Origin of the sequence: Microbacterium sp. I2 (assembly GCF_051364985.1) — a bacterium.
In the GTDB taxonomy this organism is placed as follows: Bacteria; Actinomycetota; Actinomycetes; order Actinomycetales; family Microbacteriaceae; genus Microbacterium.
In genome coordinates this window covers 283,649-298,673 of record NZ_JBLWIH010000010.1, presented here as the reverse complement: position 1 = coordinate 298,673, position 15,025 = coordinate 283,649, and the positions used below count along the sequence as shown (strand labels likewise).

The 15,025-nt window shown below is 68.4% G+C and carries 14 protein-coding genes and 2 tRNA genes; 3 read left to right on the top strand and 13 right to left on the bottom strand.

Annotated features, from left to right (window positions below; translation table 11 throughout):
- Window positions 1-75: 75 nt before the first annotated feature.
- The 7 genes from ACLKM7_RS10595 to ACLKM7_RS10565 form a co-directional block, all read right to left on the bottom strand.
- Entirely contained in the window at window positions 76-1,194 is a 1,119-nt protein-coding gene (locus ACLKM7_RS10595) for an epoxide hydrolase family protein (protein WP_436447146.1), read from the bottom strand.
- Between the two features lie 41 nt (window positions 1,195-1,235).
- Window positions 1,236-2,504 (bottom strand): ATP-dependent Clp protease ATP-binding subunit ClpX, encoded by a 1,269-nt coding sequence (gene clpX, locus ACLKM7_RS10590; RefSeq protein ID WP_168914058.1) that lies wholly within the window; start codon window positions 2,502-2,504, stop codon window positions 1,236-1,238.
- Between the two features lie 188 nt (window positions 2,505-2,692).
- Complete coding sequence (locus tag ACLKM7_RS10585; RefSeq protein ID WP_436447145.1) at window positions 2,693-3,364, bottom strand: ATP-dependent Clp protease proteolytic subunit; 672 nt, start codon at window positions 3,362-3,364, stop codon at window positions 2,693-2,695.
- A gap of 32 nt (window positions 3,365-3,396) precedes the next feature.
- Entirely contained in the window at window positions 3,397-3,981 is a 585-nt protein-coding gene (locus ACLKM7_RS10580) for an ATP-dependent Clp protease proteolytic subunit (RefSeq protein WP_168914060.1), read from the bottom strand.
- 79 nt (window positions 3,982-4,060) lie between these two features.
- On the bottom strand, window positions 4,061-4,552 hold the full coding sequence (locus ACLKM7_RS10575; protein ID WP_436447144.1) for a tetratricopeptide repeat protein: 492 nt from the start codon (window positions 4,550-4,552) through the stop codon (window positions 4,061-4,063).
- Between the two features lie 68 nt (window positions 4,553-4,620).
- On the bottom strand, window positions 4,621-6,057 hold the full coding sequence (tig, locus tag ACLKM7_RS10570; RefSeq protein ID WP_436447143.1) for a trigger factor: 1,437 nt from the start codon (window positions 6,055-6,057) through the stop codon (window positions 4,621-4,623).
- 81 nt (window positions 6,058-6,138) lie between these two features.
- Window positions 6,139-6,212, bottom strand: a tRNA-Pro gene (locus tag ACLKM7_RS10565).
- Window positions 6,213-6,341: 129 nt separating this feature from the next.
- Between ACLKM7_RS10565 and ACLKM7_RS10560 the strand changes: the two genes are divergently transcribed.
- Window positions 6,342-6,415, top strand: a tRNA-Gly gene (locus ACLKM7_RS10560).
- Window positions 6,416-6,659: 244 nt separating this feature from the next.
- Window positions 6,660-7,568: an alpha/beta fold hydrolase gene (locus ACLKM7_RS10555; RefSeq protein ID WP_436447142.1), complete on the top strand. Its 909-nt coding sequence runs from the start codon at window positions 6,660-6,662 to the stop codon at window positions 7,566-7,568.
- A 2-nt stretch (window positions 7,569-7,570) separates the two neighbouring features.
- On the opposite strand, the gene ACLKM7_RS10550 is transcribed toward ACLKM7_RS10555, so the two are convergent.
- From ACLKM7_RS10550 to ACLKM7_RS10540, 3 genes are read right to left on the bottom strand one after another with little or no spacing between them, the layout of a single operon-like run.
- The gene (locus tag ACLKM7_RS10550) at window positions 7,571-7,933 is read right to left on the bottom strand and encodes an A1S_2505 family phage non-structural protein (RefSeq protein WP_436447141.1); all 363 of its coding nucleotides are present in this window, start codon (window positions 7,931-7,933) and stop codon (window positions 7,571-7,573) included.
- A gap of 4 nt (window positions 7,934-7,937) precedes the next feature.
- Window positions 7,938-8,477, bottom strand: a complete 540-nt coding sequence (locus tag ACLKM7_RS10545; RefSeq protein WP_436447140.1) for a gamma carbonic anhydrase family protein — start codon at window positions 8,475-8,477, stop codon at window positions 7,938-7,940.
- The gene (locus ACLKM7_RS10540; RefSeq protein ID WP_436447139.1) at window positions 8,474-10,621 is read right to left on the bottom strand and encodes an acyltransferase family protein; all 2,148 of its coding nucleotides are present in this window, start codon (window positions 10,619-10,621) and stop codon (window positions 8,474-8,476) included. The genes ACLKM7_RS10545 and ACLKM7_RS10540 overlap by 4 nt, the downstream gene beginning before the upstream one ends.
- Before the next feature lie 166 nt (window positions 10,622-10,787).
- Here ACLKM7_RS10540 and ACLKM7_RS10535 point away from each other — a divergent pair, with 166 nt between their 5' ends.
- Window positions 10,788-11,273 carry a Dps family protein gene (locus ACLKM7_RS10535; RefSeq protein WP_436447138.1) on the top strand — a complete coding sequence of 162 codons (486 nt, stop codon included), beginning with the start codon at window positions 10,788-10,790 and terminating at the stop codon, window positions 11,271-11,273.
- Window positions 11,274-11,320: 47 nt separating this feature from the next.
- Here ACLKM7_RS10535 and ACLKM7_RS10530 read toward each other — a convergent pair whose 3' ends face one another.
- Genes ACLKM7_RS10530 through ACLKM7_RS10520 form a run of 3 tightly spaced genes read right to left on the bottom strand, consistent with a single transcriptional unit; the run spans window position 11,321 to window position 14,980 of the window.
- Window positions 11,321-11,983, bottom strand: a complete 663-nt coding sequence (locus tag ACLKM7_RS10530) for a response regulator transcription factor (protein ID WP_436447137.1) — start codon at window positions 11,981-11,983, stop codon at window positions 11,321-11,323.
- Window positions 11,984-12,003: 20 nt separating this feature from the next.
- Window positions 12,004-13,413, bottom strand: a complete 1,410-nt coding sequence (locus ACLKM7_RS10525) for a sensor histidine kinase (RefSeq protein WP_436447136.1) — start codon at window positions 13,411-13,413, stop codon at window positions 12,004-12,006.
- Window positions 13,397-14,980, bottom strand: coding sequence for a multicopper oxidase family protein (locus ACLKM7_RS10520; RefSeq protein ID WP_436447135.1), 1,584 nt, complete (start codon window positions 14,978-14,980; stop codon window positions 13,397-13,399). The genes ACLKM7_RS10525 and ACLKM7_RS10520 overlap by 17 nt, the downstream gene beginning before the upstream one ends.
- Window positions 14,981-15,025 lie beyond the last annotated feature (45 nt).

Here is a 15,025-nt window from a genome sequence, read left to right as displayed (position 1 = left end):
GGGTGGCCCGAATCGGCCAGGCGCCGGCATTCCCGCGCCCAGCGAGGCGGGCTCATCGTCGCAGTCGCCGCCGCTTCAGAGCGCGCCGACCCCCTGCGCGAACGCGCGCATGCGAGCGGCCATCGCCTGCGGTACTTCCCCGATGGTGAAGTGTCCTCCCTCTTCGAGGCGCTCGAACGTGCGCAGGTCGCGGTAGAAGCGGCGGGCGAGTGACTCGGGGTAGTCCCACTCGTGGCGCTGGATGTGGACGGATGCCGGCACTTCGACCACCGGCATCACGTCGGGCTGGTCGGCGCCCTCGTAGTACGGCCGGAAGGACGACCCGATCGACTGGGTCGTCCAGTAGATCATGGCCTCGGTCAGGATGCGCTCGCGCGAGAGGCGATGCTCGACGGCCGCCGGGTCGCCGCCGGGGGTGTCGCTCCACTCCGCGAGTTTCTCGGCGAGCCACGCCAGCAGCCCGGCCGGCGAGTCGTTCAGCGCCGCCGCGAGCGTGTCGGGTCTGGTGGCCTGGATGTGCCCGTACCCGCCGTTCGCGCCGCCCCACCGGTCGAGCCGTTCGAAGAACGCGATCTCGTCCGGAGCCGTGAGTGACGGTCTTTCGGCCTGTGCAGGGAAGTGCGAATGCGTGACGAGGATACCGATCACCGATTCGGGGTACGTGCCGGCGATCAGGTCGTTCACGTTCGCAGAGACGTCCTCGCCGTACGTGAAGTAGCGCTCGTACCCCAGCACGTCGGTCATGAGAGCGTGCATCGTGGCGGCCAGACGCACCTCGGTCATGGGACCGGCCGCGTAGGGAGTCGAATATCCGAATCCCGGAAAGCTCGGCACCACGACATGGAAGTCCGCAAGCAGGTCGGCGAATTCGAGCTGCAGGGCGAACGTGTGCGGCCAGCCGTGCATCACGAGAAGAGCCGGCGCGTCCTTTCGTTCGGAGCGCAGATGCGCGAAGTGGACGGTCGCGTCGTCGATGTCCGCGAGGAACTGCGGATGCCCGTTGAGCCACGCCTCCCGCTCCCGCCAATCGAAACGACGCCAGCTGTCGACAAGGTCGGCGAGGTAGGCGGCGTTCATGCCGGCATCCGGGCGGCGAGGTGAGTCTGGCAGCGGCCGGAACCGATCCAGCCGCTCGTGCAGGTTGGCGATCTCGGCGTCGGCAACGTGAATCGTGAACGGTCGCGTCAAGGTCATCCTGTGACGCTAGCGGCGGGCTCCGACACCCGCCGAGCCCCTCAGGCGCTCTTGCGCTTCTCCCTCAGCACCAGCGTGGGCGGTGCGCCCTCCTCGACGGCCGCGCGAGTGACGATCGCCTTGTCGACGTCGTCGCTCGACGGGATCTCGAACATGATCGGGCCGAGGACGTCCTCGAGGATCGCGCGCAGACCTCGCGCACCGGTCTTGCGGGCCACGGCCAGGTCAGCGATCGCCTCGAGTGCCTCACGGTCGAACTCGAGCGTCACGCCGTCGAGCTCGAACATGCGCTGATACTGCTTGACCAGTGCGTTCTTGGGCTCGGTCAGGATCTCCATGAGCGCTTCCTGGTCGAGCGGAGCGACCGACGCCACCACCGGCAGGCGGCCGATGAACTCGGGGATCAGGCCGAACTTGTGCAGGTCTTCCGGCTGCACCTCGCTGAACAAGGTGAGGTCGTCGCCCTTGTTGTGCAGCGGGGCGCCGAATCCGACGCCGTGCTTGCCCACGCGCGACGAGATGATGTCTTCGAGTCCCGCGAAGGCGCCGGCGACGATGAACAGCACGTTCGTCGTGTCGATCTGGATGAACTCCTGATGCGGGTGCTTGCGCCCGCCCTGCGGCGGCACCGAGGCGACGGTGCCCTCGAGGATCTTCAGCAGCGCCTGCTGAACGCCCTCGCCCGACACATCGCGGGTGATCGACGGGTTCTCGGCCTTGCGGGCGATCTTGTCGACCTCGTCGATGTAGATGATGCCGGTCTCGGCCCGCTTGGTGTCGAAGTCGGCTGCCTGCAGCAGCTTGAGGAGGATGTTCTCGACGTCTTCGCCGACGTAGCCGGCCTCGGTCAGCGCCGTGGCATCGGCCACGGCGAACGGCACGTTCAGGCGCTTGGCCAGGGTCTGCGCGAGGTACGTCTTGCCGCAGCCGGTCGGACCGAGGAGCAGGATGTTGCTCTTGGCGATCTCGATCTCGTCGGCGCGCTGTTCGGCGGACTGGATCGTGCCGTGCGCGCGGACGCGCTTGTAGTGGTTGTAGACGGCCACCGAGAGTGCGCGCTTGGCGTCGTTCTGACCGACGACATACTCCTCGAGGAACGCGTAGATCTCACGCGGCTTCGGGAGGTCGAACTCGGCGACGACGCCCGAGGATGACTCGGCCATGCGCTCTTCGATGATCTCGTTGCACAGCTCGACGCACTCGTCGCAGATGTACACGCCGGGGCCGGCGATCAGCTGCTGGACCTGCTTCTGGCTCTTGCCGCAGAAGGAGCACTTGAACAGGTCGGCGCTCTCACCGATGCGTGCCATGCGGCGCCTCCTCGTGACATGGGGCCAGTCCCCCGGCTGTCTTCCGAGCCTAACCTCTGACGGCGACATCGGGCGGGATTGCGACGCACGTTGTGGAGGGCCGTCCGCCCAGAGCAGAACACGGGCCCTCCCGCACGACGACGCCCCGCCACCCGGGTTGCGGGCGACGGGGCGTCGAAGGATCCGTGCTACTTGGTCAGCGCCTGCTGTCCACGCTTGCGAGTCGTCAGCACCTGGTCCACCAGGCCGTAGGCGACTGCCTCCGCGCCCGACAGGATCTTGTCGCGGTCGATGTCCTTGTTGACCTCTTCAGGCGTCTTGTTCGAGTGCTTCGCCAGGGTCTCCTCGAGCCACGTACGCATCCGCATGATCTCGGCCGCCTGGATCTCGATGTCGGAGGCCTGTCCGTGGCCGGCCTCGCCCATCGCGGGCTGGTGGATGAGAACTCGGGCGTTCGGCAGCGCCAGACGCTTGCCGGGCGCACCTGCCGCGAGGAGCACGGCGGCCGCGGAGGCTGCCTGCCCGAGCACGACGGTCTGGATCTGCGGCGAGACGTACTGCATCGTGTCGTAGATCGCCGTCATGGCGGTGAACGAGCCACCGGGCGAGTTGATGTACATGATGATGTCGCGGTCGGGATCCTGGCTCTCGAGCACCAGAAGCTGGGCCATGACGTCGTCCGCCGAGGCGTCGTCGACCTGAACGCCCAGGAAGATGACGCGGTCCTCGAAGAGCTTGTTGTAAGGGTCCTGGCGCTTGTAGCCGTAGGCCGTGCGCTCCTCGAACTGCGGAAGGATGTAACGGCTGCCGGGCATCTGGAGCGCCTGCGGGGCGCCCGATCCGAAGGTGGGTGTCTGCATTGCGGGTTCTCTCTCTTTCGCCTTCGGTGCGCTCAGCTGGCGGTTCCGCCGCCGCCGATGACGTCGGTCGCGGACTCGCGGATGTGGTCGACGAAGCCGTATTCCAGCGCCTCGTCGGCACTGAACCAGCGGTCGCGATCGCCGTCGGCGTTGATCTGCTCGACGGTCTTGCCGGTCTGCACCGCGGTGATCTCGGCCAGACGCTTCTTCATGTCGAGGATCAGCTGCGCCTGGGTCTGGATGTCGCTGGCCGTGCCGCCGAATCCGCCGTGGGGCTGATGCAGCAGCACACGCGCGTTGGGCGTGATGTACCGCTTGCCCTTGGTTCCGGCGGTGAGCAGCAGCTGCCCCATCGACGCCGCCATGCCGATGCCGACGGTCACGATGTCGTTCGGCACGAACTGCATCGTGTCGTAGATCGCCATGCCGGCCGTGATCGATCCGCCGGGCGAGTTGATGTAGAGGTAGATGTCCTTCTCGGAGTCCTCGGCGGCGAGAAGGAGGATCTTCGCGCAGATCTCGTTCGCGTTGTCATCCCGCACCTCCGACCCGAGCCAGATGATGCGGTCCTTCAGCAGCCTGTCGAAGACGCTCGTCGCGACAAGTGGTTCGGCCATGTGTGCTCCTGTTTCCTTGGGTCGCCATTGAATCTACCGGGGTGCCACGAGCGACCCGCCCGTGTTCGCCGTGGGCAGATCAGCGCGCGTCCTCACGCAGTTGCTCGGCGTACGACGTCACCGAGCGCGTGTACCGGGTCAGGTGAGGCGCGAGGGTGAGGAGGGCCAAGGATGCCGCCTCGCGCTCCCGCCCGAGCGACACCAGCGCGAGGGCCAGGAAGGCCGCGGCCTCGTCTCGCAACGGCGAGACGGGCTCACGATCGACCTCGGCCTGCAGCATCCGGACCGCCTCGTCAGCGCGCCCCAGATTCCGCAACGTGCTGGCGAGCTGGATCACCGCCTGCGGCCGGTGGGCGTCGTCGAGCCCGGCATCCAGGGCCGCTCGGTACAGGGGCACGGCGTCCTGTTCGAGCCCCGCCGCGTCTCGGGCACCGGCGCGTTCGAAGAGCGCGACCGCATCCCGCGCCGGCCGCTCGCCGGCGACAGCGTCGATCCGCGCGACGCGGTCGTCGTCGCTGAGTGTCTCGTCGTTCCAGATCGCGTCGATCCGCAGCGCCCATTCGTCGTGCACGGTTCCTCCTCGATGAAGAAGGGGACGGATGCCGCGGCATCCGTCCCCTGTCACTGCTGTCGCAGCGACTACTCCTTGTCGGCGGCGGCCTTCTTCTTGGCCGGTGCCTTCTTCTTGGCGGGCTTCGCCTCGGCCTCTTCGGCCTCGATCACGGTGTCGGCGTCGGCCGCGGCATCCGCGATGTCCTGCGCCTCTTCGACGACCTCTTCCTCGGCAGCGTCCTCGTCCTCGACGGCGACGAACCCGGTGAGGTCGACGGCCTTGCCGTTCGTGTCGACGACGGTGACCTTGCCGAGCGCGACGGCCAGTGCCTTGTTGCGCGCGACCTCGCCGACCATGGCGGGCAGCTGGTTGCCCTCCTGCAGCGCGTTCACGAAGTCCTGCGGCGCCATGCCGTACTGCGCGGACGACTGCACGAGGTACTGCGTGAGCTCGTCCTGCGAGACCTGCACGTTGGCCGACTCGGCGATCTTGTCGAGCAGCATCTGCGTCTTGAACTGCTTCTCGCTGGCCTCCGCGACCTCGGCGCGGTGCACGTCGTCCTCGAGGCGACCTTCGCCCTCGAGGTGATTGTGCACCTCGTCCTCGATGAGCTGCGGCGGAACCGGGATCTCGACGCGCTCGAGCAGCGTCTCGATCAGCTTGTCGCGGGCCGCGGAGCCCTGCGTGAACACCGACTGCTGGCCGACGCGCTCCTTGAGGCTCTCGCGCAGCTCGGCGATGGTGTCGAACTCGCTCGCGATCTGGGCGAAGTCGTCGTCGGCCTCGGGAAGCTCGCGCTCCTTCACGGCCTTGACGGTGACGGCGACCTCTGCCTCTTCACCGGCGTGGTCGCCCCCGACGAGCTTCGAGCGGAAGGTGGTCTCCTCACCGGCGGTGAGGGACTCGATCGCCTCGTCGATGCCCTCGAGCAGCTCGCCCGAGCCCACCTCGTACGACACGCCCTCGGCGCGGTCGATCTCGGTGCCGTCGATCGTCGCGACGAGGTCGAGCTCGACGAAGTCGCCGGTCGCGGCCGGGCGGTCCACCGTCACGAGAGTGCCGAAGCGGCTGCGGAGGCGGTCGAGCTCCTCCTCGATGGCAGCCTCGTCGACCTCGACGGCGTCGACCTCGATCGTCGTGCCCTCGAGGGCCGGAAGCTCGAACTCGGGGCGGACGTCCACCTCGACCTGCACCTCGAGGTCGCCCGAGAAGTCCTTCTCGTTCGGCCACTCGGTGACCTCGGCGCTGGGGCGGCCCAGAACGCGCAGTTCGTTGGCTGCGACGGCTTCGCGGTAGAAGTTGTCGAGACCCTCGCTCACGGCGTGCTCGAGCACGGCGACGCGGCCGACGCGCTGGTCGATGATCGGCGCCGGGACCTTGCCCTTACGGAAGCCCGGGATCTGCACGTCCTGCGCGATGTGCTCGTACGCGTGCGCGATCGACGGCTTGAGCTCGTCGGGGCTGACCGTGATGTGCAGCTTGACCCGGGTCGGGCTGAGCTTCTCGACGGTGCTGTTCACCATGCCTGTTCGTTCTCCTCTATCGGACCGCGCGCGAGCGCGGCGGCTGAAGGTCTGGGGTTCGGAATTCTGTGGGCCGTGATGTCGGGGCGACAGGATTTGAACCTGCGGCCTCCCGCTCCCAAAGCGGGCGCTCTACCAAGCTGAGCTACGCCCCGGGCGGGTTCGCGCACGTGCGTGCGCCATTCGGCCCCGAGAAGTCTAGCCGACGCGCCCGGCACTCGCCTTCGCGCACGGGGCGCGCGCATTCGTGACATAGAATGGCGGATGCCGCGGCTCACCGCTGCGGGGATGTAGCTCAATGGTAGAGCCTCAGTCTTCCAAACTGATGGTGCGGGTTCGATTCCCGTCATCCCCTCCAATGCCCCGTCAGGCCGGCCGAAAGTCGCCCTGACGGGGCATTCGCGCGGATGCCGTCCGAAGCGATCCGCTTCGGGGGGTCCCGCTGCGCCAGAGGCTCCGCGACGCGCCAGCGGCGCGTGGAGGGGCGCAGTGGCCGATTCCCGTCATCCCCTCCACTCGAAGATCACGCGATCCGCACTATCCCGCGGTACCTGGCGGGCGCCACACTGGATACGGCACTGACCTTGCCTTCAGGAGTCGCCATGAACACCTCGCCCGCACCGCCGCCGAAGCCCCGCAAACTGCCGCGCCGGCCGGCCTCGACGCTGGCTGAGAAATGGACGCGGATCGACGGCGTCGACGTGTTCTACCGCGAGTCTCCCCGGCCTCCGGCCGACGGGCGCGTGATGGCTCACATCCACGGCTTCGGGCTCTCGGGCCGCTACCTGCTGCCGACCGCCGAACGGCTCGCAGACGACTTCCGTACTTTCGTTCCCGATCTGCCCGGATTCGGACGCAGCGGCAGACGCAAGAACATGCTCGACATCCCCGATCTGTCCCACGCCACCGCGGACTTCCTCGATGACCGCGGTGTCGAGAAGGCCACGCTCGTCGGCAATTCGATGGGGTGCCCCGTCATCATCGAGTTCGCGCACCGGTACCCCGAGCGCATCGATCGCGCCGTGCTCGTCTCACCGGCCGGCGGGCTCCACAACCAGCCCCTACGGCGCGCCATCGGGCAATTGTCGGCGGACGCGACGCGCGAGCCGACGCGGATGGCGCGCGTCGCGGTGCCGGACTACGTGCGCTTCGGCGTGCCCAGCACGCTGCGGCTCTTCCGCGCGCTGACGCAGTACCCGAGCCTCCAGCGCCTGCTGGAGATGCGGATCCCGACTCTCGTCGTGCTCGGCGAAAGGGATCCCCTGCTCCCCCACGCACATCGCGTCGACGAGATCGCGAGCCAGACCGACAGCCATGTGCTCGTCGTGCTGCTGGAGGGTGCCGCGCACGCGATCAACTTCAGCCACCCCGATCAGCTCGCCCACGTCATCCGGCTGTTCATGGACGATCAGCCCATCCAGAACGACCCCCAGTGGCCGGGGCACGTACGCCTGTACGAAGTGCACCGCGGCAAGCACCACCCCCGGCCCAAGAGCGGCTCGAGCGCCTGAAGTCACTTCCCCGCGATCACCTCGACGAACGAGTCCGGCAGCACCACGTTCTCTGGCGCACCGGCGAAGAACCCTGCGACCTGCTCGGGTGCGTATCCGGCGATGCCGCAGCCCACCTCGGTCACGAGGAACCGCAGTTCGGGATGGGCGGTCGCGAACTCGACGAATCGCCGCGCCTGCTCCTGGAAGACATCGAGGCCCGACATCGTGTCGATGCCGTACGACTGGCCCTGCAGACCTTCGGACTGGCCCCAGATCGCACCGAACCGGTCGAGGGCGAACCTCGCCGCTCCTCCCCCGTGGGCGCCGTCGGCATTCGAGCCGAAGACGAACACCTCGTTCGGCCGCAGTGATTCGATGCGCATGCGATCACACCGCCGGCGCGGCGTCGATGTGCTCCTGGATGTGCGCGAGATAGTGCTCGGCGTTGCGCAGCAGACCGGCCCGCTCCTCCTCGGTGAGCTCTCGGCGCACCTTGCCGGGCACGCCCGCCACGAGCGACCCGTCGGGGATCTCGGCGCCCTCGAGCACCACGGCGCCGCCCGCGATGAGGCATCCTGAACCGATCCTCGCCCCGTTGAGGACGACTGCGCCCATGCCGATCAGGGATCCGTCGCCGATCGTGCAGCCGTGCACGACGGCATTGTGCCCGACCGAGACGTTCTCGCCGATGACGACCGGGCGGCCGGCGTCGACATGCACCGACACGTTGTCCTGGAGGTTGCTCCCCGCCCCCACCGTGATGGTGTCGCCGTCGGCCCGCAGGACGGCGTTGTACCAGACGCTGGCGCCGGGACCGAGGGTGACGCCGCCGATGACGCGGGCTCCTGCGGCGACGAACGCGGAGGGATCGAGCACGGGCGTCCGGCCCGCGGCTGTGAGCACAGAGGCACCTGAAGCAATGGTCATGGTGCGATTCTGCTCGATAGAGCGGACTGGATCGACTCCGTGTACCACGGCGCGAGCGTGTCGGCGAAGGTCACCGTCAGGTGATCCTGGTCGCGGTACACGTTGGCCCCACCCACGACGGGCGAGCACGAGTCGGTCTGGCAGAACACGTCCGTGAAGTCGAGCAGCGTGACCTGATCGAGACCGGATGCCGCGTCCCGGAGCGGATCGTCGGCCACCAGCACCTCCGACCGCGGTGCGTCGCACTCGGCGACGTCGCGCGTGCGGAGGCACTTGTTCGGGTCCGTCTCCCATACCGGGTTGTCCACGACGGTGACCACGGGTATTCCCCGGTCGATCACGGTGCTCCAAGCATCCCGGTATCCGGCCACGGCCGCGTCGTACGAAGAGTCGTACCCGGCCGCAGAGTACGGCGTCGTGGCGATGGCGGCGGTGAACACGGCGTCGAGGTCGGCGTCGGCGAGGGCCGCCTGCACACCGTCCCGCCACTGCGTGCACGCGTCGCCGAAAGCGCCCGGCGTTGCGAGCGGGGTGGTGTTCCACGGGCACGCGCCCTTGAACCACGTGACCAGCTGCCACCCGTTCTCGTCCGCCATGCGCTGGAACGTCGACAGCAGCTGATACGCGTGGCTGTCGCCGATGAGTGCGACGCGGGGCGCGTCGGGCTCCTCCGAGCCGAACGTGCACGAGACCGGCCGGGCGTCGGTGAGCTGCACGAAGCACTGCTCGTCGCTGGGTCTGTCGATCCCCGCGAAACCGGGGGCGGGAAGGATCGTCGCGCCGAAGTCCGTGCCCTCGCACGACGGATCGAGGACGGATGCCGCGCCGAAGCACTCCGGGGGGTTCTCCTGCAGCAGCTGGATGTCACGCGTGCCCTCGTTGTAGAGCGGCTCGTTCACGAGCCACGCCGTGCCGGCCACCAGACCCACGACGATCATGGCCGCCAGCGACGACCACAGCGTGACGCGTGCCCGGCGCGACGTGAGCACCTTCCATCCCCGGACGGGATCCTCGACGAACCGCTTCGTCAGCCACGCCAGCACGAAGCAGATGCCCAGCAGGGCGACGCGGTGGTAGATCGTCAGACCCCAGAAGGGAACCGACGGCGCGATGACGATGAGCGGCCAGTGCCACAGGTACAGCGAGTAGGAGATATCGCCCACGAACTGCGCGGGGCGCACCGCGAGGATCCGGGTCGGATACCACCATCGCTCGGTGTTCGACGCCGCGATGACGGCCGCGGCGCCGAGTGTCGGGAGAGCGGCCATGTAGCCCGGGAACGGAGTCTGGCCGTCGAACGTGAAGGTGACGTAGACCAGCACCAGCACCCCGGCCCACCCGAGCACGAAGCTGACGGCCGCGTTGCGCACGCGCAGCAGCGGCACGAGCGCGATCATCGCGCCCACCCCGAACTGCCACATGCGTCCGAAGGTGACGAAGTAGGCCGGGGCGGGGTCGGTCATCGTGAACACGACGCAGAACGCGAAGGAGGCGACCGAGACGATTCCGAGCGTCACGAGGACCGCGCGACGACGAGCGCCCCGGAACCACTTCAGGCCGATCCATGCCGCCAGCAGCATGAGCAGCGGCCACATCACATAGAACTGCTCCTCGAGCGACAGCGACCAGTAGTGCTGGACGGTCGTCGGGTCTCCCGAGTGGTTCAGGTAGTCCGCCGAGTTCAGGGCGAGGTACCAGTTCTCGACGTAGAACGTCGAGGCGAGGATCTCGCGCACCTCGTTCGGCAGCGCCGAGGTCGGCATGAGGTACGGCGACATCACCACGATGGCGCAGAAGAGCAGGACGAGGAGGGATGCCGGCAGCAGGCGCCGCGCGCGGCGCGCCCAGAACTGTCCGAGCCGCACGGTGCCGGTGGCGGTGAGCTCGCGCATCAGGTGCGCCGTGATGAGGAAGCCCGAGATCACGAAGAAGATGTCGACGCCGATGTAGCCGCCGGGGAACCGCGCCGGCCAGAAGTGATAGAGCACGACGCACAGCACCGCGATCGCACGCAGTCCTTGCACGTGCGGGATGAACCGCGAGGGCTCGGCGTGTTCGGGCGAACGGTCGAGCGGCTCCTTGGTCACCATCTTGGCGGGGACGTCCAGATGCTGCGGTCCGAGGTCATGGTCGGCGGAAGGCACGAATCGACGTTAGCCGGTGTCGTGGGTGTCGCCAGAACCGACAGGCGAAACCCCTGTTTAGCCCAGCCTTCTCTTGCTTGCGGAATGCGGAGGGCTGAGTAGCGTTGCTGTCACAGGAGGACGACCGCCGATCGCAGCGGCCCTCCCGAAGCTGGAGGCGAGAGACATGACGAAGATCAACACCATCCCCGCGACCGCCGCGAACCCCGACGTCGCATCGGCGACCGCACAGTTCCTCACCCCCGTGGTGCTGGGCCTTCAGGCCCTGGCCGTCAACGGCAAGCAGGCGCACTGGAATGTGCGCGGCGCCAACTTTATCGCGATCCACGAACTGCTGGACTCGGTCGTCGCCCATGCGCAGGCCGGAGCCGACCAGGCGGCCGAGCGGATCGTCGCCCTCGGCCTGCCGATCGACGCGCGGGTGTCGACAGTGGCGGAGAAGACGGCCCCCACCGCGGTGCCCGCCGGATTCACGCAGTGGGACGACCTCATCCGCAATGTGATCGGCGACATGGACGCCGTGATCACGGACGTGCAGGCGGCGATCGACGGTCTCGACGAGTTCGACCTCACGAGCCAGGACATCGCCATCGGCATCAAGGAGAGCCTCGAGAAGGACCGCTGGTTCCTCTTCGCCCATCTCGCGGAGTGAGCTGACACGCGTCACGAAGGCCCCGGCAACGCCGGGGCCTTCGTGTTTCACGGCCGCTGCAGAAACGCCAAGACGGCGAGGACGCGGCGATGCTCGGTTCCGGACTCCTCCAGCCCGAGCTTGGCGAAGATCGCGCTGATGTTCTTCTCCACGGCACCGACCCCGATGTACAGGCGCTCCGCGATGCTCGCGTTGCTGCGACCCTCTGCCATGAGCGAGAGGACGTCGCGCTCCCGCGGCGTCAGCGCCGAGAGGGGGTTCGGCCTGGACGAGAGCAGACCCTGGACGACGAGAGGATCGAGCACGGTGCCGCGCTCCCTGACGCGTTCGACGGCGTCCGTGAACTCGTCGAGCGACGTGACTCGATCCTTGAGGAGGTAGCCGACGCCGCCCTCGCCGCCGGCGAGAAGCTCACGGGCGTAGACGCCCTCCACGTACTGGCTGAGCACGAGAATGCCCACGTCGGGAAGCGCCGACCGCAGCGTCAGCGCGGCACGGATGCCCTCGTCGCGAAACGCGGGCGGAAGCCGGACGTCGAGGATCGCCACGTCCGCTCGTGCGCCCCGCACACGGTCGACGATGTCTTCGGCATCCCCCCACGCTCCGGCCGTCACGTAGCCGGCCTCGTCGAAGAGACGGATCAGGCCTTCCCGCAGCAGGACGGAGTCCTCGACGAGAACAACGCGAAGGGGTGCGGATGCCGACGCCATCTGTTCAGGATACGGATGACTCATGCCGGCCCCGCTCCGAGCGGGATGTGCGCTCCGATCGTGGTCGGGCCGCCGGCCGGGCTGTCGATGACGAGCACGCCGCGGAGGCCGGCGACCCGTTGCTGAAGTCCCTCCAGACCATGTCCGCCCGCGGCGAAAGCGCCGCCGCGGCCGTTGTCGACCACCCAGACGTCCAGGTGCGTCGGCGCAGCCGTGGGCACGGGCCGACGCAACGATGCCTTCACGGTTGCGGCGCTCGCGCCGGAATGCTTGATCGCATTGGTGAGCAGTTCGGCGACCACGAAGTACACCGTCCGTGCGACCTCCGGGCCCACGATCCGATCGAGGGCGGGATCGACATCGACATTCACGTGGAGCGGGGACGCCGCCGCCACCGCATCGAGCGCGGCCGCGAGGCCCCGGTCCTGCAGCAAGGGCGGCGCGACGCCGCTGGAGAGGGCGCGCAGCTCGTCGAGCGCTGCCTTCGCGTGTTCACGGGCCTCTCGTGCGAGGTCGGCCGCGGCATCCGTCTCCCCCGCGCCGGCACGGCGTTCCAGGGCTGCCAGGTCGAGCTGGAGGCGCACGAGCCGCTGCTGCGGGCCGTCGTGGATGTCTCGCTCCAGCCGGCGCAGCGCCACATCCTCGGCGTGCACGGCGGCGCCACGGGCCGCCGCCTCGGCGCGCACCTCGGTGACGAGGTCATCCGATGTCCACCGGCCGAGCATCCCCTGCGCGATGGCATGGTGTGCGCGGGCCAGGCCGCCCAGCACCCACGGCATGGTGAAGGTGAACAGCGCACCGGCGATCAGGTAGAGCACCACCTCGACCGTCCAGCTGCTCCAGCCCCCGAACAACCACGGAACCGCGTCCGAGACGTAGTGACCCCACTCTCCCCCGGAGCCGTCCTCATTCCAGTTGCGCGGCAGGAAGAGTCCCCAGAACCAGTACGTCAAGCCGCCGAGTCCCACGCTCAGCCACGTGACCGTCACCGCGAACGAGATCGTGCTGATGATCGGATTCAGGATCATGCCGTGGAGGAGGTAGGCCCAGTAGTGCGCGTTGCGCACCGGCCGCGTGAGGGTGACCCAGAAGCCGGTGGCATCCGTCTTGTCGCGATTCCACTCGGGTTCGGCGATCCCGGGCAGTCCGGTGACCTGCAGGAGGAAGCGGTCGGCGATCCCGAAGCCACGGGCGATCAGGAGGGTCAGCACGACCAGCGGCAGCCCGATCACGAGGATGAGCAGCCCCACCCCCGTCCAGAAGAACGGTGCGAGCACGCCGATCGAGATCATCGCGAGGACGAAGACCACGAGCAGGTACAGCGCGCTGCCCGGTGTGTGCAGCCACCACCGCGCGTAGGTGGCCCAGAAGCCTGGGGTAGCGGTGCCTGCCGGCCGCGGTACGCGGACCGCGTCAGTGGTCGTGGTCATCACTGTCTCCCTCGGGACGCGTCAGGTCGGGCTGCTGGCCCGGTTCGACGACCAGGAACTGTCCCATCATGCCCTGGTCCTCGTGCCACAGCAGGTGGCAGTGGTACATGTACGGTGTGCTCGCGTCGGCATAGTCCTCGAAGCGGACCAGCAGCCGGTATTCGCGATTCCATTCCAGCGCGATCGTGTCCTTGTAGCCGGCGAGCTGCGCCGGCGGATCCTCCCCATCGACGCTCAGCACGCGGAACTGAGTGTCGTGTACGTGGAACGAGTGCGGGAGGGGATTGTCGTTGCGCACCGTCCAGACCTCGCTGGTGTCCACCGTGGCGGTGAAGTCGGCTCGGCCGAGGTCCATCTCGCGGTCGTTGATCTCATGACCGGACATCTCGAACGTGCGCTCGGCGGCGGCCGCAGTCGCATCCGGCGAGGGAAGGTCGGTCAGGTGTGCGGGCACGTCGGGCGCGTCGTCGAGCGACGCGGCCCCCCTCAGCTCGAGCACGTCGAAAGTCGCCGACCCGGCGTGCAGGTCGGGGTCAGGCGCTGTGGACTGCAATGCGACCCACTCGCCGGGCGCCATCGTCACCACGATCTCGGCCCGCTCACCCGGCGACAGCGGGATGCTCTCGGACGGGACGGGGGCCTCCAGGAGGCCGCCGTCCGTCGCAATGAGGTCGAACTCGCGGCCATCCGCGAACGCGAAGTCGTACATCCGTGCGCTCGACCCGTTGAGCAGGCGCAGGCGCACCCGCTCGGTGGTCACCTCGAGGTACGGCGAGACCACACCGTTCACGACGATCGTGTCGCCCAGCACACCGTCGAATTGCATGCCGATTCCGCCGGCGAACGAGCCGTCGGCGTTGAAGGCGCGATCCTGCACGATCACCGGGATGTCGTCCCGGCCGTAGTCGCGCGGCAGTGCGAGATCCGCTTCCTCGTCATCACGAACGAGGAACATGCCTGCAAGACCGGCGTCGACCTGCTCGCGCGTACGCCCGTGCAGGTGAGGGTGGTACCAGAGGGTGGCCGCGGGCTGGTCGATGCCCCACTCGGGATGCCACGACGCTCCGGGAGCGATGGGCGAGTGCGGTCCCCCGTCCATCGCAGCCGGAAGGTGCATGCCGTGCCAGTGCACGGTGGTCGGGTCGGAGAGTCCGTTGGCGACATCGACGCGCACCCGCTCGCCGCGCGCGGCGACGAGGGTCGGTCCCAGATACGAACCGTTGTAGCCGAACGTGGGGGTCACGCCCTGCGGCACGAACGCTGTCGTCCCTTCCTGAGCCGAGAGCTCGAACACCCGGACGCCGTCCTCGACGCGCGAGGGGGCGAGCTCGGGCACCGGCAGCGGCGCGATGAACTCGACCGTGCCCGCTGCCGGAGGTGTGCGTCGGACGGAATTGGTGGCGAACCACACGGCGGCGGCGCCGATCAGCAGGACGACGACTCCGAGCACCGAGACCAGAGCGATCACGAGTCGGCGGCGTCCGCGACGACGGCGGGGAGCCGCTGCGTCGCCGGATGGCGAAGGCACGCGAGGCGGCGCAGGAGGGGCAGGTGGAGCGGAAGTCATGCCTCCAGCCTCGCGATCGAGACCCGCGCACGGCATCCGACACCC